This window comes from Butyricimonas muris, from assembly GCF_046365375.1.
GTDB lineage: Bacteria > Bacteroidota > Bacteroidia > Bacteroidales > Marinifilaceae > Butyricimonas > Butyricimonas muris.
In genome coordinates this window covers 15,300-38,273 of record NZ_JBKEIT010000014.1, presented here as the reverse complement: position 1 = coordinate 38,273, position 22,974 = coordinate 15,300, and the positions used below count along the sequence as shown (strand labels likewise).

Genomic DNA, 22,974 nt, shown 5'->3' with positions numbered 1-22,974 from the left:
TTAATCCGGTAAAAACAACGCTTGCTCATCAATTTCTTTGGGTTCCATTGTCGGATTATAGGGTAAGCTGAACCAGAAACGTGATCCTTTGCCCACGGTTGATTCCACCCCGATTTCTCCGCCCAACTTCTCGATAATGCTTTTGCAGATAGGCAGCCCCAACCCCGTGCCTCGTATAAACGAGTTGAGTTTCACGAAACGTTCGAACACGTGCCCGATATTTTCTTCCGGGATGCCGATTCCCGTGTCCTGCACGTGAAATTCGATGCGTTCGCCCGTGACATGGTACCCGAGGCGGATGCTTCCCTTTTCCGTGAATTTGATCGCGTTATTGATAAAGTTGGATAAGATTTGAGCGATCCGGTTTCTGTCACTATAAATAAAACATCGGGGAATATGCTCCTCAAACGAGAGTGTCACGTCCTCTGTCGTTAATTTCATCGTGTGCAGGCAAACGACTTCCTTGCACAGGTTATTGACATCAAAAACAGCGAGAGAAATATCAAATGTCCCGGCTTCGATCTTCGAGAGATCCAATATATCGGAAATCAATTGCAGGAGCAGTTCATTGTTTTTCTGGATAACGGAAAGATATTGTTCCCGTTCTTCTATACTTTCCGTTTCCGCGACGAGAGCCGAGAACCCCACGATGGCATTCAACGGGGTACGTATTTCATGACTCATGTTAGCGAGAAACGCGGACTTCAACCGGTCGGATTCTTCCGCCCGTAACTTGGCTTTCAGAAGGTGCTGTTCCGTTTCTTTCGATTCGGTAATATCTATATTCAACCCGATCACTTCGATTATCTCGTTTTGCGGGTTGTATTCTTTGACTTTAAAGCGGACACGTAACCAGCGCCATTCTTGCCCGACCCGCACTCTCACCTCGTCTGCGAATTCCCGGCTTTTCCCTTCCAGTACTTGCTGGTGAAACCCTTGCAATTTTACGGTGTCCTCGGGGCATACGAACTCGTGGACATCCTCGATATCCTGAACATGACGGGGTTGTTGGTTGAGGTTGTAAAACCAGACATCCGAGCCGAAGAATGTCTTTTGTAACGGGTTCCACCTGCATATACCCACTTTGGAAAATTCAGCGATATTGTTGAATAAGGTTTCAAATTCTTCGATCTTCCGGTAGTTCTCGAACGCTTCCGTGTTGTCTATCACGATAAGCAAGTAATTCTCAACGTTGTGGTTTGTGTCATAAAGGCAGGTACCTTTCACGGTCAAGTTCTTGCTTCCCGTGTATTTTGTGCTGTAATATACCTTGTCGATCTTCGAGAATTTGTATATAAGCGGAAACATGATCTCTTTACCCTGCCGTAGTTCTTCCAGTTTATCTGCCGGAAGATTGGGGTTTTCGAACAAGTTCACCCCGAGCACGTCTTCTTTCCGGTTGAAACCGAACATCTCGGCCTCTATGTCGTTCAAGTCGAGCAGATCACCGTTCTTGTCATATATTTCGATACCCACGGGGATGTTTTTATATATATTGCGCAGGGCTTCCTCGCTATGCCGGAGTGCTTTGATCGCTTTTTGTTGCTCCGTGATATCCGTGAATAAGGCCACAACCTCGTTTTCTCCCGGCGAATAAAGAGTCAGGCGGTATTGTAAACCTGTTTTTTCCATGAATCGGGTGCTTTCCGTTGCTTGCTTTTGCAAAACGATATTATGCAGGCGGAGCAAACTCTCTGGATCTTCTATTCCGAAATCTTTGGCATTTTTACCGTCGAAATAATTCGGGGGTGTTCCTGATATTCTGTTGAAAGCGGGATTGGAGTCAAGGTATTTAAAATCGCACGGTTGTCCGTTCTCGTCATAAATCAGTTGCAAACGGAGATAGCCGATAGGTATGTGATCGTATAGTTTTTGTAAATATTGTTGTTGTTCCCGTGCTTCTCTCTCCGAGGTGCGTAATTCTATACAAATATTGATGATATTCGATATGGCGAAAAACCATTCTTTATCGATGTGAGTCCACAAGCGGGGACGATTGACGATGTCGATGCCCATGTATCCCCATATCCCGTCGCTGGAGGCGAGGGGAATGACCAACAGGGAGGCAATATTCTGACGTGCCAGTACTTGTCTGTCCGTTTCTGCCTCGGGGGGCAACTCGTCGAGATGATTGATAATAATCGGGATATTATTGAGTATCTGTTTGCTCCACCACCCGATATGATTGGAATCCATGTCTTGTAATGTATCTATTTCCGGTTGCACGCCGGGTTTTGTCGCCTCGTATATACAACTTTGCGTGTCCTTTTTTTTATCGTACTTGAAAATATAGGTTCTATCCCCGTCAAATTGTTTAAGAACCTCTTTCAACGTATCGGTAATCACTTGGTCTGAATCCGGGTTTTTAAGAAATTTGGATAAGGATTGTGACAGGGAATACTGGCGTAACATCAGTTCTTTCAACTGGTTCTCTTCTCTTGCTTTTGATATGAGAATATTCTCTTCTTCTTCCAGAATCTTGGAATAACCGGTAGCCGTGACCGTCCCGTCCTCTTCAATGACTCTATTCCCGATTTTGGAATGTATCCACATTTCCCCGAATCTTGTCATAATAGGGAATATTTCATCGTAGAAGTTCTGGTTTCTCAAGTGCGGGAGGTTTGCGCTCACCCGTTGACGGTATTTCTCGTTAATCAAGTTCAGAACTTGATTTGTTGTTAGCGTGTTCCCTTTAAGTCCCAGTATATCCACCACGTAATCCGAGCATTGGATTTCATGTGTTTCGAAATTCACTTTCCACCACCCGATCTTGGCTGTTTTTTGCAGTTCTTGGAGTATAAGTTCTTTTTCTCGCAAACTCTCTAATTCGCTATTCGAGATAGTGGTATTACCTGTTTTTGACATAATCACGTCTTTTGGAAATGGGATCTATTCTATTTTGCCAATCTATTTCCCGACAAAAGTAAATAATTAATCTCAAAATACCACTATTTAGTTGTGAAAAGGCTTTTATTAATCTTCCGTGTTTTGCCCTGTCCTGCGGACGTATATATTGCGCTGAAAGCGCTCTAACCTATCACGTCACAACTCAATATTACCGTGAAACGGCTGCCCTTACCGGGTTCGGACCATAAGACAATACGTCCGCCCAGTTTTTCGATAATAACTTGGCAGATAGATAGTCCCAATCCGGTACCCTGTGCGAATTCATCTTGTTTGTAGAAACGGCTGAATATCATCTTTTGTTCCGCTTTCGGGATGCCTTTTCCGCTGTCTTCCACGAATATATGTACTTGTTTTTCTTTCGGGAAATATTGATAGCCCAATTTGACGTATCCGCTTGGGGTGAATTTGCCCGCGTTATTGAGGAAATTCGTCAGCACTTGCGTGAGTCGGCTCTTGTCGACGTAAATTTCCGGTTGTGCCTTATCACATTCTTTCAGAAATTGCAAGTGAGACGGTACGATGACCTGATGCGTGTTATATACTTCGTCTATCAATGTGGCAACCGGGTATTTTTGAAAATCAAAAGACATGTATCCCGATTCGATACGGGAGATTTCCAGAATATCATTGATAAGTTTAAGCAGTAATTCGCTATTCGTGTTGATCGTGTTGATGTAGAGTTGCTTTTCATCTTCGTCGAGTTCCACCCCGGACACGAGGATGTTGGAGAAACCGACAATGGCGTTTAGCGGTGTACGTATTTCATGGCTCATGTTTGCCAGAAAAGATTGTTTCAGTTCGGCTTTTTCTGCCAGTTCTCTGGCTTCAATCAATTCTTGTTCCCGTTTTTTATACTCGTCGATATTCACGATCAATCCGGTTGTCTTCTGTTGACCGGACATACTATCCATGGTACTGCTGCGAAATTCCCACCATTGGTAACCTTCCTTCGTGAAATCACACAAAAGCTCTATCGTGTGAGTTCCTTGTGTCAGAACTTTTTGCCAATACTGCCTGAACAGTGTCCGGTAGTCCGGGTGGATAAAGGCGGTAAACTCGTCCACGGATAGGGAAGCGTTTCCTATATGGGAAGATTTCCAGAAAGCATTTTTGAATTGCAACATATCACGTTTGATTCTCCATGCGAAAGTATTTCCGCCTTCAATTGCCAATGCCAACGACTCTCTTTCTTCTTCCAGATCATACAATACTTGACGGCGCATTTTTATTTCGCGCATGTATAAAAAGGTCAACCAAGTGAACAAGGTGAGTAAAATAGCAAGAGAACTGAAAATGATAAAAAACCATGTCTTGGGATAGTGTTCCTTGAAGGGCAAATTGATAATCATGTACTTCGCTGGGATATCCTTTTGCTTGAAACCCGCTTTCTTCATGGTTTGCCAATCCACGACGTAGGCCTTGGCACTTTCACGGACGGGGATATCCTGCGGTCTTGTCCCGTTCAGGATTTGGACGGCAAGGTCAACTTCTTCCTTAACCTGTGTCGACAGGGGTGTCATGTATCCGCCGCGGAAACTGAATCCGCACCCGAACATCTCGTATATCGCCGAATAACGGTTGTTCATGTAGAAATTAGCGATGGTCACGGTCGAGAAATCGTATTTCAATTGTAAATAAGGATTTCCCGTGTTGAACTTACTCATTTCCCAAAGATAATCCATGCTGATGTATTTCTCCGCGGGTGGGGTTTCGCCCTTGGTTTTTCTTCTTGCCAGATAGATGTTTATCTTGTAATTATTCTCTGCATCCTGATTCAAAGAGTCCACGAAATCCTCCACGTGCTTGAGTGTCGTGTAATTGTTCAAGTGTTGGTCGATATCGGCGCGAATCTTCCGGTCCAGAAACGTGGAGTCGAGTAACGTGAAACACGTGGACCGATGACTGAATTCTTTTATGACTTCCATGTTTTTCAAGATATCTATCTTGTCATGGAATCCGGTGACATTCGGGAATTTCTTTATGAGCGACCAGTTGGGATAATTGACTCCGGCGAAAACAACAGGGGTCATCTTTAGCAATTCATGTCCGGTCATAAGCAGGGAATAGGTCGCTTGATCGTCATTCACGAGGATAATATCCGGTCGCCAATCGTACAGGGAATCAAGCAGGTGCGATATCCTGTCGATTTCTTCCTGTTCCCGGTGACTTTCGCAATCGAGGTAGAAAGTACGAATATTCGCTTTTATCCCTTTATTACTGAAATTATCGGCTATCATCTCGTCGTACTCCGGGTATAAAGGAAAACTTTCCTCGTATGAATGGATAACAAGAACGTGTTTCGCGGGGGTGGAGCAACCTGTCGCGAGCGATAACAGAAATAGAATAATATAGACTCTGAATTTCATAGTTCTTAATTAAAAATGTAACGGATACCGATCTGTAATTGCCAGCAATTGTCTGACGACCGCTTGGTTTCAAAGGTTTTGTAAGGCAATATATCTTGTCCGTCTTTTTTTATCGTGCACATCGTGTAAACGGGTTCTCCCGCCTCGTTTACTTCTTTCAGTTGGAGTAATTTACCGTTATTACCCGCGGTAGCCACCTTGGAAACTCCCCACGAGTTGTCGATTAAATTGCCCGCGTTCATGATATCTACCGACACCTGCAACGTGTTGTTCACCTTTCCGGTTCGTATCTTGAAATCCTGTACAACCCGCAGGTTAAAGCGGTTGAACCACGGTAGGTAAGCTGCATAAGCCTCCGCGTATTCTCCTTTGTGTTTTTTCAAGTACGGGTCTTGATTGACGAATGTCCAGAAAGCATCCCGTTGTTCTTCCGCCGTGAAGGTTGCGTTGCCCACCTTGTTATCCGCGAAATGAAGTTCGTTCCGGTTGCGGGGAATATAAATCAGGTCGTAATTTATCCCGTCGTTATTCATGTCCGTGTTGTACAGGTAGGAATAGTTTCCGGCATATTGTCCCTCGTAGAAAATGGCTACCGAGGTCGTGAAGTGACGCGCGTACGTTCTCGTGTAATTGATTTGTGAGATTACCCGGTGGGGTGTTTGCATGTATTGCGGGCGATGTAATTCTTGATTATTAGGTCCCATCACGGAAGGTTCCTGCATCCACGCGTTGTCTACCTGATTACTTCTGTTGTCGGTCATGGTTCTCGAGGTCGTGTACGTGTAGGCGGCCATGAAGCCGAGTCCCGCGATTGGTTCCATGTTCAACGTCACGTTGAAATTGGCACTGTATCCCTTTCCGCTGTTGTCCATTAAGATGGCGTTCGTGATTTCCTCGTGTATCCGTTTTTCCGTGTTGCCGGGGTAGCGGTATCGGTTGTCCGCTCCGGTAAAGCGGGACATCTTCCCGTCGTCATTGCTGATCACGTTCATATCCCGTTGCACGATGGCGTTCAGGTCTTTGATAAACATACCTTCCAGCGTGAGCAGCGAGTTGAAGGGGAGAGGCAGCCGGTAGTCAACGGCCAACGAACTCTTCCATACTTGCGGTATCTTGAAATGACGGTCTATCGTGGCGATATTATTCACGCTTCCCGGTTCCAGCCGGAAACGGTCGGGAAACAGCGGGGCAATATCCCGCAATATCTCTTCCCGCGTGCGTATTCCCCCGGCTAACGCGGCAAGTAATTCATCCCCTGCTTTCGCGGTCGATACGGTATTCTTCAACATCCCGCTGCCTTCCTGCATCTTCGAGAGGAATATCATCGGGAAACGTCCCGTGAAGATTCCGGTACCCCCGCGAAGGCTTAGCGTGTTGGTGCCCGATATGTCGTAGTTGAAACCGATACGGGGAGAGAATAAAGGAGTGGATTCAGGCCAATAAGCGGTACTTAATTTCACCCCGTTGAACGTGTAGTCGGCGATGGACGGGTTTTCGAGGCGCTTACCCGCGTATATCGGTATGCCCATACGTATGCCGTACGTGAGCAGCAATCTGCTTGTGACGTGATAATCGTCCTGCGCGTAAATAGAGAACTGGCGGTAATTAACCTTTGCCGGGGCGAGTTTACCGCCCGTGAGGGAGTAGCAGAGGGCAAAGGCTACCGGGGCTGCCTTGTTCGCGAAATCCTCGTAACTGGCATACCGGTAATACCCGGCACCGTATCGCATGTAATTATTGGATAAATCCTGTAATTCAAAACTGAATCCGGTCGTGATATAATGTTTTCCCGTCTGGATGGAAAGGTTGTCCGTGACTGCCCATACTCTTTCCTTGATACCGTTATTCCACGCGTGTTGCTCGTATCCCGCGTTCATGAAAGCCCATTCCGCCCCTCCCTCGTCCGGTTTAATGATATCCACGGTGGGGAAATCCCCCTTACATTTCCGGTTGTTACAGTCGTTAAAAGTGAAACTCACCAGCAACTGATTGGTGATATTCTCGCGTAAATAACTATGCCATTCCCCCGTGAGCGAATACACGTCACTCTCTTCTTGATAAGTGGAGTTGCGGAAACTCATGGAATATCGACTCACGGGATTTCCGTTGATGGAAAGGGCATTCCCGACCAGATTGTTATCATCTTTATACGCGGTATAGTTCAATCGGAGCATCATCTTATTCCGGTCGTTGATATTCCAATCCGCGCGTGTCAGCAGGCGGTACACGGTGGTATTCCCGTCGAAGTTCGTCCACGACCCGGTGTCATACCCGTACATTTCTTTCAAGTCTTTCGAGAAGAGGCTCATATCTTCCGCCGTCACCCGCGAAATCATGTTTTGCGGGTCTTCTTTTCCGTCCGTCGAGAGTTTCCACTTGTGTATCGGGGCGGGAGAGTTCTCGCGTTCCCCGCTGACGAAGAAGAAGAGTTTGTTCCTGAGGACAGGTCCCCCGAACGTGAAACCGTATATATTCCGGGCTTCTTTCTCCCGTTCGCCTAAATTGTAACCGTCCACCTTATTGCCCCGCAAGTACTCGTTTTTAATATAGGTGTATGCCGAACCTTGAAATTGATTCGTCCCGCTTTTCGTGACGATATTGATAGCTCCCCCGATGAAGTTCGTCTGGCGGACGTCATACGTGGCGATGTTTATCATGGCTTCCTCGATGGCATCCGGCGATATCGGGTTTCCGCCTCCCGGCAGGACGCTCCCGTCCAATCCCATGTTGTAATTGAAATTCGCCCCGTCCACGCTATAATTATTCATGCGTTGGTCCCGTCCGCCGATACCGTTTCCGTTGGCGTAAGGCGATAGTTTGATGATATCGGTCAACTTGCGGCTAATATTCGGGAACATATTCACGCGGGAAGCGTCGATGTAAACGCTTGCGCCTGTTTTACCGTTCGAGTGTTTGGATTTGGAACTTTTTACAATTACTTCATCCAGATTCGCGGAAGGTGTTAGCGTGACGTTATACGTGTGTTTCCCTGCCAACTGTATATATATACCCGTGATTTCAGCCCGGTGGAATCCCACGAAGGAAACTTCTATCGTGTAAGGGCCTCCCGTCCTCATGCCGTCCAGTTGATACCGTCCCCGGATGTTCGCGGTAGTGGCGTAGCGGGTTCCCGACGGGGTATGAGTGGCGATTACCGTTGCTCCCGGGAGGGAATCTCTGCCATCCGAAATGTACCCGTTCAAAGACGAGGTAGTTACTTGTGCCTGACTGCCTATGTAAAATGATAAAAACAAAACACACACGAGAAACTTGTCAATCAAGTACGTAAATACTGACTTGTTGTTGCCATGTTCCCCTTCTTGCATTTTCATTGATTTATATTCTCTTGATTACACCATTTTACACACTGCAAATATGATGAATATTTACAGAGAAAACAAAAAAACTTTCGCCAGTCTGTGAAGGGAAAAGATTTTTCCCTACTTTTATCGCACTTTCTGCGTGTATGGCGTGGATGAGTGCGTGAAGTTGTTATTAATTATTTAATACCTTATAAGTCATGAAACAAACCTTGACATTTAATCTTTCCACGATAACATCAACGGAAAGTAAAATCAACGTCGATGCCTTCGACGAAAGCTTGGAAGCCTTCGAGAACGGAGATTACCTGAAAGCTTTCCATACCTTGCTCGATTACGTGAACCCGGACTTGCGGGAGAAATACGGTAATTCGGCAGGAACAGAGTTTAACGTTCCGCACGGTTCGATCGTGGTATCGATAAAGATCGAGGACGGACAAGTAAACGTTATGGCGCCGTTCCTTGCATTGCCGGACAAAGGCAGAGTACCTTTGTTGCGTCAGGTAGCAGGCTTGAATTTTAATGACATGGATCTGGCACAGATCGAGTTGCGGGATGAAAAACTGTTCTTCAAATACAGCTGCCCGCTTGCGTTAGCACAGCCTTACAAGATGTATTACGTGTTGGAAGAGATATGCCGCACGGGAGATAAATACGACGACGAGTTCGAAACGAAGTTCGGGGCAGTACGTATTTATGAACCCAAGGTAACGCCTTTCGATGCGGAAACGCTTGATAACGTGTACGAGGTCATTCAGTTGAGTTGTCGGGAATGTATGGACGCGGTGAAAGGCTTCGAGGCTGACCGTAAATACGGTTTCGCGTGGAACGTGCTCGACACTACCCTGTTGAAAATCCTTTACTACGCTCACCCGCAAGGACAGTTACTCAATGACTTGAATAAAGCGGTTAGGGAAATGGACCGGGAGGACATCCCGCTGCCGGAAGTGGTGAATTACGGTAAGTCCGTGGTTGCCCGTGTCCAAGCAATGACGAAAGAAGAATTGGCGGAAGACTTGTATTTCGTGGAAACTTTTATCTCTCCGAAACGTCGTTCCAATCTAAAGAATATACAGGAGAATTTCGAGGGAACATACGACCGCGCCACCCAAGCGTTCGAGGCGAGGGATTACCAGACGTGTTGCTTGATGATCGTGTACAAGTTCTACGAGATGTATTTCTACAATGACGTGCAGGACGACGTGAATACTGTTGTAACGAGAGCGTTGACGAAGACTTCGGCCATGCCGTGGGATGAGGCGGCGCGAATTCTTCACGAGGCAATGGATAACATCATGGAAGGAGAACTCGATGCGGATGATGATGACGAGGACGTGGATTTCGGAACGATGGTGAACAACGCTTTCGCTAACGTGGATATGAATCAGGTAGCCCAGAATATGCAACAGGCAATGCAACAAGCCATGCAGGGTGGTATGCAGGAATATCTGGCCAACGTGCAGACTTTGCAGATGCAGATGATGCAAGGGCAGATCAGCGTGGAGGAATACACGCGTAGAGTACAGGAACTGGCTGCCGGGTTGGGAAACAATCAATAACAAGGATGAAATTTTGACATTATGGAACAGAATATATTTAAAGCCGTCTATAAAGTAAACCATGCCGGCGGATCAGGCAGTTGTTTCTACCTGAAAAACTATGATTTATTTGTAACAAATTATCATGTCGTGGAAGGGTTCCGTGAAGTGGCTCTGCAAGATAACGACAAAAACAGATTTTACGCCCGTGTGGTATTGGTCAATCCCGCGCGCGATATCGCTTTGCTGAAAGCGGACGGTGATTTCTCCGCGCTTCCCGAGATTGCGTTATCCGCCCTCGACGAAGTTTCTATCGGGCAGAGAATCAACGTGGCTGGATATCCTTTCGGTATGCCTTTCACGGTTACCGAGGGTACTGTATCTTCGCCCCGTCAGTTGATGAACGACAGTTACTATATCCAGACCGACGCGGCAGTGAATCCCGGTAACAGCGGGGGACCGATGTTCAACGACAGCAACGAGCTGGTGGCTATCACGGTAAGTAAACTCAATAATGCCGATAACATGGGATTCGGTATTCCGGTTGCCTCTTTGCGCGAGTTGCTCGAGCAGATTGCCGACCTCGATACCTCGATATTTAACGTGCAGTGTAACAGTTGCGACGAGTTCATATCCGAGGAGGAAGAATATTGCCCCTCTTGCGGTGACAAATTGCCGGAAAACGTGTTCAAGGAAAGAACGTTGACCGACCTTGCCGTGTTCTGCGAGGAAGCCATCGGGGCGATGGGCATTAATCCCGTGCTTGCCCGCGTGGGATACGAGAGTTGGGTATTCCATAAAGGAAGTTCCGAGATCCGTATGTTTGTTTACAATCGCCAATACCTGTTCTGTACTTCACCGCTCAACGTGTTGCCGAAAAAGAATCTCGAACCTGTGCTTTCGTACTTGCTCAACGCGGACGTACGTCCCTATCAATTCGGTTTGGACGGTAATCAGATTTACATTTCCTATCGGGTACATATCTCGGATGTTTTCTCCGAATACGGCGAGGAAGTTCAGAAAAACTTGACAAATATGGCTTTCAAAGCCGACGAATTGGATAATTACCTCGCCGACACCTTCGGTTGTGAATTCTCCGAATACGCGAAGAAGGACGCCATTTAGGGGGGCGCCTTCGGCAAGTTACAAGTTGCTTCTCTGGCGTTTAAGACTGTATTCCAGCTCCTCCTCTGTTTATAGAGGAGGTGGCTGCGAAGCAGACGGAGGAGTTTATTAATTTTAGATTTAGAGATTTTAGATTGAATGATTCCTGCCGCACGAGCAACGCTTTATTAAATCACCTAATCAAAGAACTTCCTCCCGGCTCGCCGTGTTATTTTGAAAAGAAATGAGGCGGTGGCACAGGTACCAATTTTGTGTTGGGATGAATATCAATTGGAGGGGTTGTGTGTGCCGCCCGCCTCTGGTGGTTGCAAACTTTATTGCCGTCTAAGTTTAATGATAAACACTATTCTCTTGTTTCTATTTTTAGTTGTGTAGTAAAAGTATAACCGAATACCCGATCTTCAAAATATAATCAACGAATAGGCTGATTTTATCGACGAATGGACGAATTTTGTCTTCGGCAAGTTATCGTTTTTTAGCGAGGCTGTAGTCCGACAGTTTTTCGCGTTCAGTGTTTTTCCAATTGCAGTTTCATCATAATATCGGTTTGTTCGTCGTTACCCAACTTGAAAATATGTTTGTCGAACGCGACAAAGCCGTTTTTCTTGTAAAATTTTATGGCTCTCGGGTTCTCTTCCCAGACTCCCAGCCAGATATAATCGACGTTCATCTGCTTTGCCACTTGTATGGCTTTTTCGTAAAGTAGTTGCCCGACTTTTTTCCCGTGAAATTCTCGTAGCACGTAAATCCGTTCTATCTCCAGCGCCTTGCAGTCTTTCAGTTCCGTTTGGGACGCCCCGAAGTTCAGTTTCAAATAACCGATAATATGGTCGTCAACAGCCGCGAAGTAGAACTCCGAGTTCCGGTCATGAAGTTCTTCCGACAATTTTTCTGAAGAGAAGCTCTCTTGCAGGTATTTCTCCATGTCTTCGGCAGTATTTACCTCGGCAAATGTTTCGGAGAAAGTCTGCCTGCCGATTTCCTGTAACCGACGGATATCACCGGAAGTCACTCTTTGAATACTTATATTTTCCATGTTTGCCTGACGTTGATTATTTACAAGTTTGAGGACAAAGGTAGGGAAATTACTCGCTATTCGGTAATTGTTTTTACTATCCGGTAAATATACGCTATATTTACCGGATAATTAAACTCGAAAACATGTAATATGATTATGCAAGATATAGTAAACGAACGCTGTGGTTGGTGCGGAACCGATGAGTTGTACGTGAAATACCATGACGAGGAATGGGGAAGGTTAGTAACCGATGACAAGAAGCTATTCGAGTTTCTTGTACTGGAGAGTGCCCAAGCCGGGTTGAGTTGGATAACCATTCTTCGGAAGCGGGAAGGATACCGTGAGGCTTTTTGTGATTTCGATGCCGGGCGGGTGGCACGAATGACTGATGAAGATGTCGAGCGATTGATGCAGTTTGACGGCATCGTGAAAAACCGCCTGAAAATCAAATCGACAATTACCAACGCGAGATTGTTCCTCGCGTTGCAAAAGGAGTTCGGGAGTTTCTACGACTATACGCTCTCTTTCTTTCCCGACAGAAAACCGATTATCAATACCGTGCGGTCATTGAGTGATATCCCGGCGTCCTCTCCCGTGTCCGACGCGATGAGCAAGGATATGAAAAAGCGCGGCTTCAAATTCTTCGGAACGACGATTTGTTACGCCCACTTGCAGGCTTCGGGGTTTATCAACGACCACCTGACGGATTGCATTTGCCGGAAAAGATGTATGAATTAGAAAGGGTTCGAATCCCTTTAGATACAAAAAGAGAGTCAGTTTTCGTGTACTAACTCTCTTTCAGTGACTTGCTTTCGCGGAGAGACTGGGTATTGAACCCAAACATCTAACCGCCTATAAATCAGCTTTTTATTTTCCAAAATTTCAAATAGGTAACGAAACAGTAACGATTTTTGCAGGGTTATTTGTCCGGCTTTGTCCGCTGTTTGTCTGCCTATCTCACGGGTTCAAAGATACAACACATTTTTTAATTACGCAAATCTCTGTATATAAATGTTTCAGCTTAGGTGCAAGGTGCAAGCTATATATATAGATATATACTTGCACCTTGCACCTATCCGAAAAAATATGCCGTATTATTTGGCTATTCAAAATATTGTTCGTAGTTTTGCGAACAACAAAGAAGAAAGGAGAATTGGAGTGAAAGAGAAACAGTACACAACAGAGCAGGAACAGATTGCTCGGTTTGCCAAAGCAATGGGACATCCGGCACGGATGGCTATTCTTGCTTTCTTGGCAAAACAAGATAGTTGCTTCTTCGGTGATATTCACGAAGAACTACCTATTGCTAAAGCAACCGTTTCGCAGCATTTGAAAGAATTGAAAGAAGCTGGCTTAATTCAGGGGGAAATAGAAACGCCCAAAGTCCGGTATTGTATAAACCGGGAGAACTGGGAACTTGCCCGAAAATTGTTTGCAGCTTTTTTAGGGGACTGTAAATGTAAAGGTACATCGTGCTGTGAATAGCAGTACCTTTTTTTTGGAATAATTGTTCGTAGTTCTACGAACTACGATTATTATATTAACTTTAAAGTAGAATGACAATGGAAATTAAAGTATTAGGAACTGGGTGTTCAAGCTGTAAAGCCTTGTACGAAACTACCAAACAAGCTATTTCAGAATTAGGTTGCGATGCAACCCTTATCAAAGAGGAAGATTTATTGAAAATCATGGAGTATAACATTTTAGGGCTTCCGGCTTTGGTGATTGACGAGAAAGTCGTATCAGCCGGGAAAAAGTTATCCCTTGCAGAAGTAAAAGAGTTGATAACCAAATAAAAATGAACTATGAGAAAATTATTTTATCTACTGATTGCAACGCTGGTCTTAGTTTCCTGTGGTAACGGTTCAAAGAAAAAGACCGGAGAAAATCAAGCGGAAGAAATACAGTCTAACCGCATAGAGGTTCTTTATTTTCATGGAGCGCAACGGTGTATCACTTGCCGGGCGATAGAAACAAATACAGTAGCCCTTTTGGATAGCCTTTATTCAAAAGAAAAAGCAGACGGTAAAATTATCTATAAAGTGATAGATATTTCAAAGAAAGAAAATGAAGCGATTGCAGACAAGTACGAAGTTACATGGTCGTCTTTGTTTGTAAACGGCTGGAAAGACGGCAAAGAGAATGTAAACAACATGACCGAGTTTAGTTTTTCCAATGCGAAAAATGCACCGGACAAGTTTAAAGAGGGAATTAAAAGCAAGATTGACGAATTGTTAAAACAGTTGTAAGATGGATTTTCTTCAATCGCTATTAGATAACAGTTCTATTCCTGCTATTACAGCTTTTATATTGGGGATTTTAACGGCGGTCAGCCCGTGTCCGTTAGCGACCAACATAACGGCAATAGGATTTATTAGTAAGGACATAGAAAACCATCACCGGATATTTATAAACGGATTGCTTTATACTTTCGGCAGAATAGTAAGCTATACGGTTCTTGGCTTTATCCTTATCCCTATTCTCCGTGAGGGAGCAAGTATGTTTATGGTTCAAAAAGCCGTAAGCAAGTACGGGGAAATGCTGATTGCTCCGGCGTTAATTATCATTGGAATATTTATGCTCGATATAATAAAACTCAATCTACCGAAAATCAATATCGGCGGTGAAAGTTTGAAAAAGAGGACGAAAGGCGGTTGGGGGGCTATGCTATTGGGTATTTTATTCGCCCTTGCTTTTTGTCCTACCAGTGGAGTATTTTATTTCGGTATGCTTATGCCTTTGTCAGCAGCGGAAACGGGTGGGTATCTCTTACCTGTAATTTACGCTATTGCTACGGGATTACCCGTAATCCTTGTTGCATGGATTTTAGCGTACAGTGTTGCCGGACTGGGTAAGTTTTATAACCGGATGCAAATATTCGAGAAATGGTTTCGTAAAATAGTTGCCATCCTCTTTATTGCGGTAGGAATTTATTATGCAGTAGTCTTTTATCTATAAATAAACATAGAGTATCATTTTAAATAAAAACAGTATGAAAAAGATAGAAATTTTCGACCCGGCAATGTGTTGCCCTACGGGTCTTTGTGGAACAAATATTGACCCTGAATTAATGCGTATTGCGGTTGTTATTGAAACATTGAAGAAACAGGGTATCATCGTTACCCGTCACAATTTACGTGACGAACCGCAAGTGTATGTAAGTAATAAAACAGTAAACGAGCATCTGCAAAAACATGGGGCGGATGCACTGCCTATTACTTTAGTGGACGGCGAAATCGCTGTTTCAAAAACCTATCCTACCACCAAACAAATGAGTGAATGGACGGGTATCAATTTGGATTTTATGCCAGTAAAATGAGTATTCACCAGCTAATTATATAAAAATGAAAACATTTAATTTATCAGATATAGATTTGACGAAATACCTTTTCTTCACCGGAAAGGGCGGTGTAGGAAAAACTTCGATTGCTTGTGCTACTGCGGTAGGCTTGGCAGATAATGGAAAGAAAATACTTCTTATCAGTACAGACCCGGCTTCAAACCTGCAAGATGTGTTTAATCAAACACTGAACGGACACGGCACGGATATTCAAGAAGTACCCGGCTTAACGGTCGTTAATCTCGACCCGGAACAAGCCGCAGCCGAATACAGGGAAAGCGTTATTGCTCCTTTCCGGGGACAACTGCCCGAAAGTGTAATTCAGAATATGGAAGAACAACTTTCAGGCTCTTGTACGGTAGAAATTGCGGCTTTCAACCAGTTTTCCGATTTTATCACGGATGCCGATAAAGCAAAAGAATACGACCATATTATCTTTGATACAGCCCCCACGGGACACACGTTACGAATGTTACAACTACCATCAGCGTGGAGTACATTTATTAGTGAGAGTACGCACGGTGCATCTTGCTTAGGTCAATTATCCGGTTTGGAAGAACGGAAAGGTATCTATAAGCAGGCAGTTGAAACACTTTCGGATGCAAACGCAACCCGCTTAGTATTGGTTAGCCGTCCTGAAATCGCACCATTAAAAGAAGCCGCCCGTTCTTCACATGAATTGCAATTACTGGGAATTAAAAACCAGCTATTGGTAATCAACGGGCTTTTGCTGCAATTAGATGAAGCCGATAACGTATCGAAACAGATATATGACAGGCAGCAAAATGCCCTGAAACAGACCCCTGCGGAACTGCTGGAATATCCGTCTTATTATGTTCCTTTACGGTCATACAATTTATCTAATATTGCGAATATCCGCCGGATGCTTTACAATGATAATTTAATAAATGATGCGAACTATCAGCGGATTACCGATGCCAAAGGGATGGATGAACTGGTAAACGACCTCTATCAATCAGGAAAAAGGGTTGTTTTTACTATGGGAAAAGGCGGCGTGGGAAAAACCACTTTAGCCACTGAAATAGCCCTGAAATTAACAAAACTGGGTGCAAAGGTGCATCTTACCACCACTGACCCGGCAAACCATCTGAATTATAACCTTGCTGTTCAGGCTGGCATTACGGTAAGCCGGATTGACGAAGCGGAAGTGTTGGAAGCCTATAAAAACGAGGTTCGCAGTAAAGCTGCGGAAACAATGACTGCCGAAGATATGGAATATATAGAGGAAGATTTACGTTCACCGTGTACGCAAGAAATTGCAGTATTCCGGGCTTTCGCTGAAATTGTCGATAAAGCAGAAAATGAAGTCGTAGTAATTGACACCGCACCCACCGGACACACTTTGTTATTGCTGGATGCAACGGAAAGTTACCATAAAGAAGTACAACGTACACATGGCGACACTCCCGCTTCCGTAAGAAAGCTGTTACCACGTTTGAGAAACCAGCAGGAAACAGAAGTCGTTATTGTGACCCTGCCCGAAGCAACACCCGTATTTGAAGCCGAACGTTTGCAAATGGATTTACAACGTGCCGGGATTAATAATAAATGGTGGGTCGTGAATGCTTGCTTGTCATTAACTGACACCGAAAATTCTTTCTTGCGGGCAAAGGCGCAAAATGAATTGGTTTGGATTAAGAAAGTAGAAGAATTGTCAAAGGGAAATGCTGCCCTGATAGCTTGGAAAAATAACTAAAAACATGAAGATTTTAATTCTTTGTACAGGGAATAGCTGCCGCAGCCAAATGGCACATGGCTTTTTACAATCATTTGACAATAAACTGGATGTCTTTTCAGCAGGAACAAAACCTGCTGAAAAGGTTAATCCGATGGCGGTAAAGGTTATGGATGAAATGGGTATAGATTTAGCCCACCATACCCCTAAAAGTGTAAACCTATATATAGGGCAGGAATGGGACTATGTTATTACGGTCTGTGGTGGGGCAAACGAAAGCTGCCCGATGTTTACGGGTGAAGTAAGAAATAGGCTGCATATAGGATTTGACGACCCCTCGGAAGCAACCGGAACGCCGGAGTTTATAAACAGTGAATTTCATCGGGTACGGGATGAGATAAAAGCCCGTTTCTATGACTTCTACCTGAAAGAATTAAGACCACAATTAAGCTAAATAGTTGTTGTTATGGAAAAGAAACAAGGAATTGGATTTTTTGAAAAATACCTGACTATCTGGGTTGCCTTGTGCATCATTATTGGAATTGCCGTGGGACAATGGCTTCCGGCAATTCCGCAAACATTAAGCAAATTTGAATATGCCAACGTGTCTATACCCGTGGCAATCCTGATTTGGTTAATGATTTATCCGATGATGCTAAAAGTGGATTTTCAAAGTGTTAAGAATGTTGGCAAGCGTCCGAAAGGAATAATAGTCACTTGCGTTACAAATTGGCTGATAAAGCCATTTACCATGTTCGGAATAGCTTATTTGTTCTTCTATGTGGTTTTCAAAGCCTTTATACCTGCCGGATTAGCCGAAGAATATTTAGCCGGGGCGGTATTATTGGGGGCTGCACCTTGTACAGCTATGGTGTTCGTGTGGAGTTACCTTACTAAAGGGGATGCCGCTTATACGCTGGTACAAGTGGCAGTGAACGATTTAATCATATTGGTAGCGTTTGCCCCTATCGTTGCTTTCCTGCTGGGAGTTGGTGGCGTATCTATCCCGTGGGACACTCTGTTGCTATCCGTGGGGCTGTTTGTTGTGATACCACTTGCTGCCGGGGTCATTACCCGAATAATGGTTATCCGCCGCAAAGGTGTGGAATATTTCAATAACGTATTTATTAAGAAATTTAATAATTATACGGTAGGTGGATTGCTATTAACGCTTATTATCCTGTTTTCATTTCAAGGAGAAACGATACTGAACAATCCCCTGCATATCTTATTGATTGCAGTTCCGCTTGTGTTGCAAACGGTTCTGATATTCTTCGTTGCTTACGGTTGGGCGAAATGGTGGAAATTACCCCATGATGTTGCCGCACCTGCCGGAATGATTGGGGCAAGTAATTTCTTTGAATTGGCGGTTGCTGTGGCTATTTCTCTTTTTGGTTTACAATCCGGGGCTGCATTGGCTACGGTGGTGGGCGTGCTGGTCGAAGTTCCGGTGATGTTGATGTTAGTAAGGATTGCCAATAACACACGAAGCTGGTTTCCGGCTACAAAATAACAATAGGGCAAAAGTCCTAATCTAACTTTATCGTAAAAAGGCTTGGTGCTGGAAATGTTTGTTCCTAACGTTTCCGGCATTCTGCCTTTTACAAAAGTCAGAATAAAGATACATTTTTCGGCATTAAGACAACCGTAATAACATGAACAATGAAATTAATTTTGAAGAATTTATAAAAAACATAGACTGTACTATCTATGAAAAAATAGATGTTGATAACTGGAATATTTCAATAGAGGTAGTTCTCGATGTCGTAGAGTTTCTGCAACGGTCACTCGAAGATATGAGAACTTGTATTGTCAATCATCCTTTCAGTAACAAGGAAGAAGAAATTTATTTCTTCAAACACATCAAACCGGAAGTATTGAGTAGATTATTATATTTTACAGAGATTTACAATACCGAAATGCGAAAACCGTATGGAAGCATTGAAGTCTTAAAAAAGTATTATAACGACAGATTGGATGAATTGACTTCCTATTTTGAAAGTAATTTGGATTTTTACCAATATTACCGTTCTAAAGCGACCCACTTAGATAGTCATTATTTTGTACGGGGGCATATTGATTTTAAGCTATGTCCGAATTGTGTACCTTATGACCGTGACCCGGAATTTTCCACTTGTTACGACCACAAAGCAGCACAAATATTAGCGAATGATATGCTTTGTATTTATCTGAATAAAAAGTTACATGGAGTTGATAAGCAAGTAATCATCGCAAAAAGTCGGTCTTTCTTGCCGGAACACCCTTTCCGGTGGACTGCAACAAAAATAGCAGCCGTAGAATTAGGCTACGCTATATATGCGGCGGGTATTCTGAATAACGGACAAGCGGATATAAAAGAAATTATGACTTTTATGGAAGCATCGTTTCAAATCGACTTAGGCGACTATTACCGAACTTACATAACCATGAAAGACAGAAAAAAAGACCGGACTTCATTTCTAAACAGCTTAATAAAAAGCCTGCTTAAAAAGATGGATGAAGATGATAACCTATAAATAAAAACAACCAAGTTCCTGCCAACTTGGTTGTTTTTGTTTTCACTCGCTCCATACTCTATTTTTTCTTTATTATTGCGAAAAACAGGTGATTTTTTCCTTGTTTTACCTGTAATTACTCCGAAAAATAAATCTTCCAACTTGGAAAAAGGTTGGAAGATTTATTTTTTCAAACGCTCCAACTTTGCGGCAAATCAATTAGTTAGCAATATGGAGATAATAACATTCGAGTCAAAAGCCTATAAGGAATTAGACAACAAAATTACCGCTATTGCGGATTACATTTTCAACCACATGGAAGCGGAAAGCACTAATGAGGATGAAATTTGGGTGGACAGTTACGAAGTCTGCACTTTCCTGAAAATCAGCGAAAAGACACTTCAACGCCTGCGGGTGGCTGGAACTATTGCGTATTCCAATATCCGAGGGCGTTACTTCTACAAAATCAGCGAAGTAAAACGGATGCTGGAAGAACGCCTGATAAGAAGTAACAAAGAGAACATTCAAGACCTGATAACCAACCATCAGCTATATGTTAAGGAAAGAAGAAATCTTAGAAAGGACAAATAACGGGCTATCCGTGTTCAAGCACTATATACCGGGTAACTGGCGGATAGGTCGCAATTTCCTGAACCCTCTTTATGAGGATAACAAGGCATCGTGCAATATCTATTTCGACCGCCGGAATGGTAACTATAAAATGAAAGACTTCGGCAACGACAGTTATAGCGGTGATTGTTTCTTTTTCGTGGGGCAACTCAAAGGACTGGATTGTAACAATCCGGTGGACTTTGTGGAAATATTGGAAACCATCGACCGGGATTTGGGGCTTGGGCTGGTAGCAGGCAACCCGATACCTGTTACCCGTACTTCTTACCGGACGGAGAAACTAATATCGAAAGAAACACCCGAAAAGGAAAGTAAACCCTATCAGTTCAGAGAACAAAAATTTCCGCTTGCCGAATTGATGTACTGGCAACAATACGGCATCACCCCGGAGATTTTAGAACTGTATAAGGTTTGTTCTCTGCGGGATTTTCAAAGTGAAACGGCGGATGGTACACCGTTTACTTATACTTCGTCCGTGGCAGAACCGATGTACGGGTATAAAAGTAAACGATATATAAAACTATATCGTCCATTCTCGAAAACCCGCTTTCTGTATGGCGGCAGCTTCGGTGAAAATTATTGTTTCGGGCTGGAACAACTACCCGCAAAAGGTGATACATTATTTATCACGGGTGGTGAAAAAGATGTCATGGCAATGGCAGCACACGGTTTTCACGCTATCTGCTTTAACAGTGAAACGGTGACTATCCCGCCTACCCTGATTTATAAACTAACGTTCCGCTTCAAACATATAATCTTGCTATATGATACCGATAAGACGGGCAAGGAAAGCGCACGAAAGCAGGAAAAACAGTTGGAAGAATTTGGGGTAAAACGGCTGCTTTTGCCACTTCCCGGCACGAAAGAGGAAAAGGATATTTCCGATTATTTCAAAGCGGGAAATACCCGTGAAAATTTCCTTAAACTGTTCATTGATTTTTTAGACAACCTTTATAGTGATACATTGATTATGCTTAAATCGTGCGAAATAGACTTTAATAATCCACCGGCAAAAGCGCAGGTGATAATCTCCGCCGGGGACGTTCCGCTGGGAACACAAGGCAACCTGTTCGGCATCACTGGCGGCGAAGGTACAGGAAAAAGTAATTATGTTGCTGCAATGGTGGCAGGGTGTATCTGTCCGGCAGGGGCAGAAGTGGACACACTCGGCATACAGATAGCAACTAACGGCAAACATAAGGCGGTTTTGTTATATGATACGGAACAGTCGGAAGTGCAACTATTCAAGAACGTAAGCAACTTGTTAGCCCGTGCCAAGCAACCGGATAAGCCGGAAGAACTGAAAGCATTCTGCCTGACGGGTATGTCCCGTAAAGAACGCCTGCACGCTATTGTTCAAAGTATGGATAAATTTTATTACCAGTACGGCGGCATCCAGTTGGTAGTTATTGACGGCATCGCCGACCTTGTAAAAAGTGCGAATGATGAAGCGGAAAGTGTAGCAGTAATAGATGAATTATACCGATTAGCTGGAATTTATAATACCTGTATTCTTTGCGTGCTGCACTTCGTTCCAAACGGATTAAAACTACGTGGACACTTGGGTAGTGAATTACAGCGCAAAGCAGCTACCATTTTGTCGATAGAAAAGGACGAAGAACCCACGCAGTCGGTGGTGAAAGCACTGAAAGTAAGGGACGGCAGCCCGTTGGACGTTCCCCTGATGCTCTTTGCTTGGGACAAGGTAGCCGGGATGCACGTTTACAAAGGAGAAAAGCCACGTGAAGAAAAGGAAAAACGCAAAGAAAAGGAGTTGGTAAGCGTTGCCCGTGATATTTTCGGGCGGCAAACCCATATCACCTATATAGACCTTTGCGAACAGTTGCAGCAGGTTTTGGACGTAAAAGAACGTACCGCAAAAAGTTATATCCGCTTTATGCGGGAACGGGACATTATCATTAAAGACCCGTCCAACCAAAGTTATTACATGATTGGTTTAATTTAATCCGGCAGCCCTATGTATATAAATAGAGAAGATTTCGTAGCATGGATGGAACGTATCATGGATAGGTTCGATATGCAGGACAAAAAGATAGACCGCTTGGTAGGCGGACATAATTATTTAGACGGCGAACGCTTACTGGACAATCAGGATTTATGCCTACTGTTGAAAGTGAGTGCTAAAACTTTGCAACGTTACCGCAAGAAAGGGATATTGCCCTATCTGACACTGGACGGACGATGTTATTACCGTGAAAGTGATGTACACCAGCTAATCCGTGAACGAACGGATTAGGCTTTCTGACAGATTGTTTTGTTATATTCCAATCCTGCTTTATATAACGATTAAGGCAGGATTTCTTTATTTTATACTGCGAATATCAGGGCTTTTCCTTAACTTTGCAAAAGTAACATAAGAGAATAACGGCGATTGAACAAATAACTGGGAAGTCGTCTTTATATATAACATATTCGTTCGCCGAATATCTCAAAGTAGAAAACTGGCACTTTTCAAAATGAAACGAGATTTCAGCGCAATGCTTATGCTATGCTTTGTCATAGCGTGGGCTTGCCTGTC

At 43.9% G+C, this 22,974-nt stretch carries 19 protein-coding genes; 15 read left to right on the top strand and 4 right to left on the bottom strand.

Annotated features, from left to right (window positions below):
- From ACK8P8_RS19770 to ACK8P8_RS19760, 3 genes are all read right to left on the bottom strand, one after another.
- The gene (locus ACK8P8_RS19770) at nt 1-2,865 is read right to left on the bottom strand and encodes an ATP-binding protein (protein ID WP_369860909.1); all 2,865 of its coding nucleotides are present in this window, start codon (nt 2,863-2,865) and stop codon (nt 1-3) included.
- Nucleotides 2,866-3,029: 164 nt separating this feature from the next.
- Nucleotides 3,030-5,273, bottom strand: coding sequence for a sensor histidine kinase (locus ACK8P8_RS19765; RefSeq protein WP_303178441.1), 2,244 nt, complete (start codon nt 5,271-5,273; stop codon nt 3,030-3,032).
- A 5-nt stretch (nt 5,274-5,278) separates the two neighbouring features.
- Nucleotides 5,279-8,605: a TonB-dependent receptor gene (locus ACK8P8_RS19760; protein WP_369860910.1), complete on the bottom strand. Its 3,327-nt coding sequence runs from the start codon at nt 8,603-8,605 to the stop codon at nt 5,279-5,281.
- Nucleotides 8,606-8,793: 188 nt separating this feature from the next.
- On the opposite strand from ACK8P8_RS19760, the gene ACK8P8_RS19755 reads away from it, so the two are divergent.
- Together ACK8P8_RS19755 and ACK8P8_RS19750 are read left to right on the top strand one after the other, a co-directional pair.
- Nucleotides 8,794-10,152, top strand: a complete 1,359-nt coding sequence (locus ACK8P8_RS19755; protein WP_227215081.1) for a type III secretion system chaperone family protein — start codon at nt 8,794-8,796, stop codon at nt 10,150-10,152.
- Between the two features lie 21 nt (nt 10,153-10,173).
- Nucleotides 10,174-11,256: a trypsin-like peptidase domain-containing protein gene (locus tag ACK8P8_RS19750; RefSeq protein WP_227215082.1), complete on the top strand. Its 1,083-nt coding sequence runs from the start codon at nt 10,174-10,176 to the stop codon at nt 11,254-11,256.
- A gap of 508 nt (nt 11,257-11,764) precedes the next feature.
- Here the strand turns inward: ACK8P8_RS19750 and ACK8P8_RS19745 are convergent.
- Nucleotides 11,765-12,292, bottom strand: a complete 528-nt coding sequence (locus ACK8P8_RS19745; RefSeq protein WP_227215084.1) for a GNAT family N-acetyltransferase — start codon at nt 12,290-12,292, stop codon at nt 11,765-11,767.
- A 138-nt stretch (nt 12,293-12,430) separates the two neighbouring features.
- Here ACK8P8_RS19745 and ACK8P8_RS19740 point away from each other — a divergent pair, with 138 nt between their 5' ends.
- From ACK8P8_RS19740 to ACK8P8_RS19680, 13 genes are all read left to right on the top strand, one after another.
- The gene (locus tag ACK8P8_RS19740; protein WP_186978569.1) at nt 12,431-13,012 is read left to right on the top strand and encodes a DNA-3-methyladenine glycosylase I; all 582 of its coding nucleotides are present in this window, start codon (nt 12,431-12,433) and stop codon (nt 13,010-13,012) included.
- Between the two features lie 420 nt (nt 13,013-13,432).
- A complete protein-coding gene (locus tag ACK8P8_RS19735) occupies nt 13,433-13,759 on the top strand; it encodes an ArsR/SmtB family transcription factor (RefSeq protein ID WP_005800946.1) in 327 nt (108 codons plus the stop codon).
- 77 nt (nt 13,760-13,836) lie between these two features.
- Entirely contained in the window at nt 13,837-14,070 is a 234-nt protein-coding gene (locus ACK8P8_RS19730; RefSeq protein ID WP_005800948.1) for a thioredoxin family protein, read from the top strand.
- A 9-nt stretch (nt 14,071-14,079) separates the two neighbouring features.
- Nucleotides 14,080-14,523, top strand: a complete 444-nt coding sequence (locus ACK8P8_RS19725) for a nitrophenyl compound nitroreductase subunit ArsF family protein (protein WP_007665414.1) — start codon at nt 14,080-14,082, stop codon at nt 14,521-14,523.
- A 1-nt stretch (nt 14,524) separates the two neighbouring features.
- Nucleotides 14,525-15,232 (top strand): aromatic aminobenezylarsenical efflux permease ArsG family transporter, encoded by a 708-nt coding sequence (locus ACK8P8_RS19720; protein WP_007665416.1) that lies wholly within the window; start codon nt 14,525-14,527, stop codon nt 15,230-15,232.
- Nucleotides 15,233-15,266: 34 nt separating this feature from the next.
- On the top strand, nt 15,267-15,593 hold the full coding sequence (gene arsD, locus ACK8P8_RS19715; RefSeq protein WP_005655270.1) for an arsenite efflux transporter metallochaperone ArsD: 327 nt from the start codon (nt 15,267-15,269) through the stop codon (nt 15,591-15,593).
- A 25-nt stretch (nt 15,594-15,618) separates the two neighbouring features.
- The gene (gene arsA / locus ACK8P8_RS19710) at nt 15,619-17,331 is read left to right on the top strand and encodes an arsenical pump-driving ATPase (RefSeq protein WP_410026162.1); all 1,713 of its coding nucleotides are present in this window, start codon (nt 15,619-15,621) and stop codon (nt 17,329-17,331) included.
- 4 nt (nt 17,332-17,335) lie between these two features.
- Nucleotides 17,336-17,764: an arsenate reductase ArsC gene (locus ACK8P8_RS19705; RefSeq protein WP_041505344.1), complete on the top strand. Its 429-nt coding sequence runs from the start codon at nt 17,336-17,338 to the stop codon at nt 17,762-17,764.
- A 12-nt stretch (nt 17,765-17,776) separates the two neighbouring features.
- Entirely contained in the window at nt 17,777-18,823 is a 1,047-nt protein-coding gene (arsB, locus tag ACK8P8_RS19700) for an ACR3 family arsenite efflux transporter (protein WP_007216076.1), read from the top strand.
- Nucleotides 18,824-18,965: 142 nt separating this feature from the next.
- Nucleotides 18,966-19,826 (top strand): RteC domain-containing protein, encoded by an 861-nt coding sequence (locus tag ACK8P8_RS19695; RefSeq protein ID WP_410026161.1) that lies wholly within the window; start codon nt 18,966-18,968, stop codon nt 19,824-19,826.
- A gap of 210 nt (nt 19,827-20,036) precedes the next feature.
- Nucleotides 20,037-20,396, top strand: coding sequence for a helix-turn-helix domain-containing protein (locus ACK8P8_RS19690; RefSeq protein ID WP_044155343.1), 360 nt, complete (start codon nt 20,037-20,039; stop codon nt 20,394-20,396).
- Nucleotides 20,359-22,401: a bifunctional DNA primase/helicase gene (locus ACK8P8_RS19685; RefSeq protein WP_215710452.1), complete on the top strand. Its 2,043-nt coding sequence runs from the start codon at nt 20,359-20,361 to the stop codon at nt 22,399-22,401. Before ACK8P8_RS19690 ends, ACK8P8_RS19685 begins: the two co-directional genes overlap by 38 nt.
- Nucleotides 22,402-22,413: 12 nt before the next feature.
- A complete protein-coding gene (locus tag ACK8P8_RS19680) occupies nt 22,414-22,692 on the top strand; it encodes a helix-turn-helix domain-containing protein (RefSeq protein WP_007665427.1) in 279 nt (92 codons plus the stop codon).
- Nucleotides 22,693-22,974: the final 282 nt, after the last annotated feature.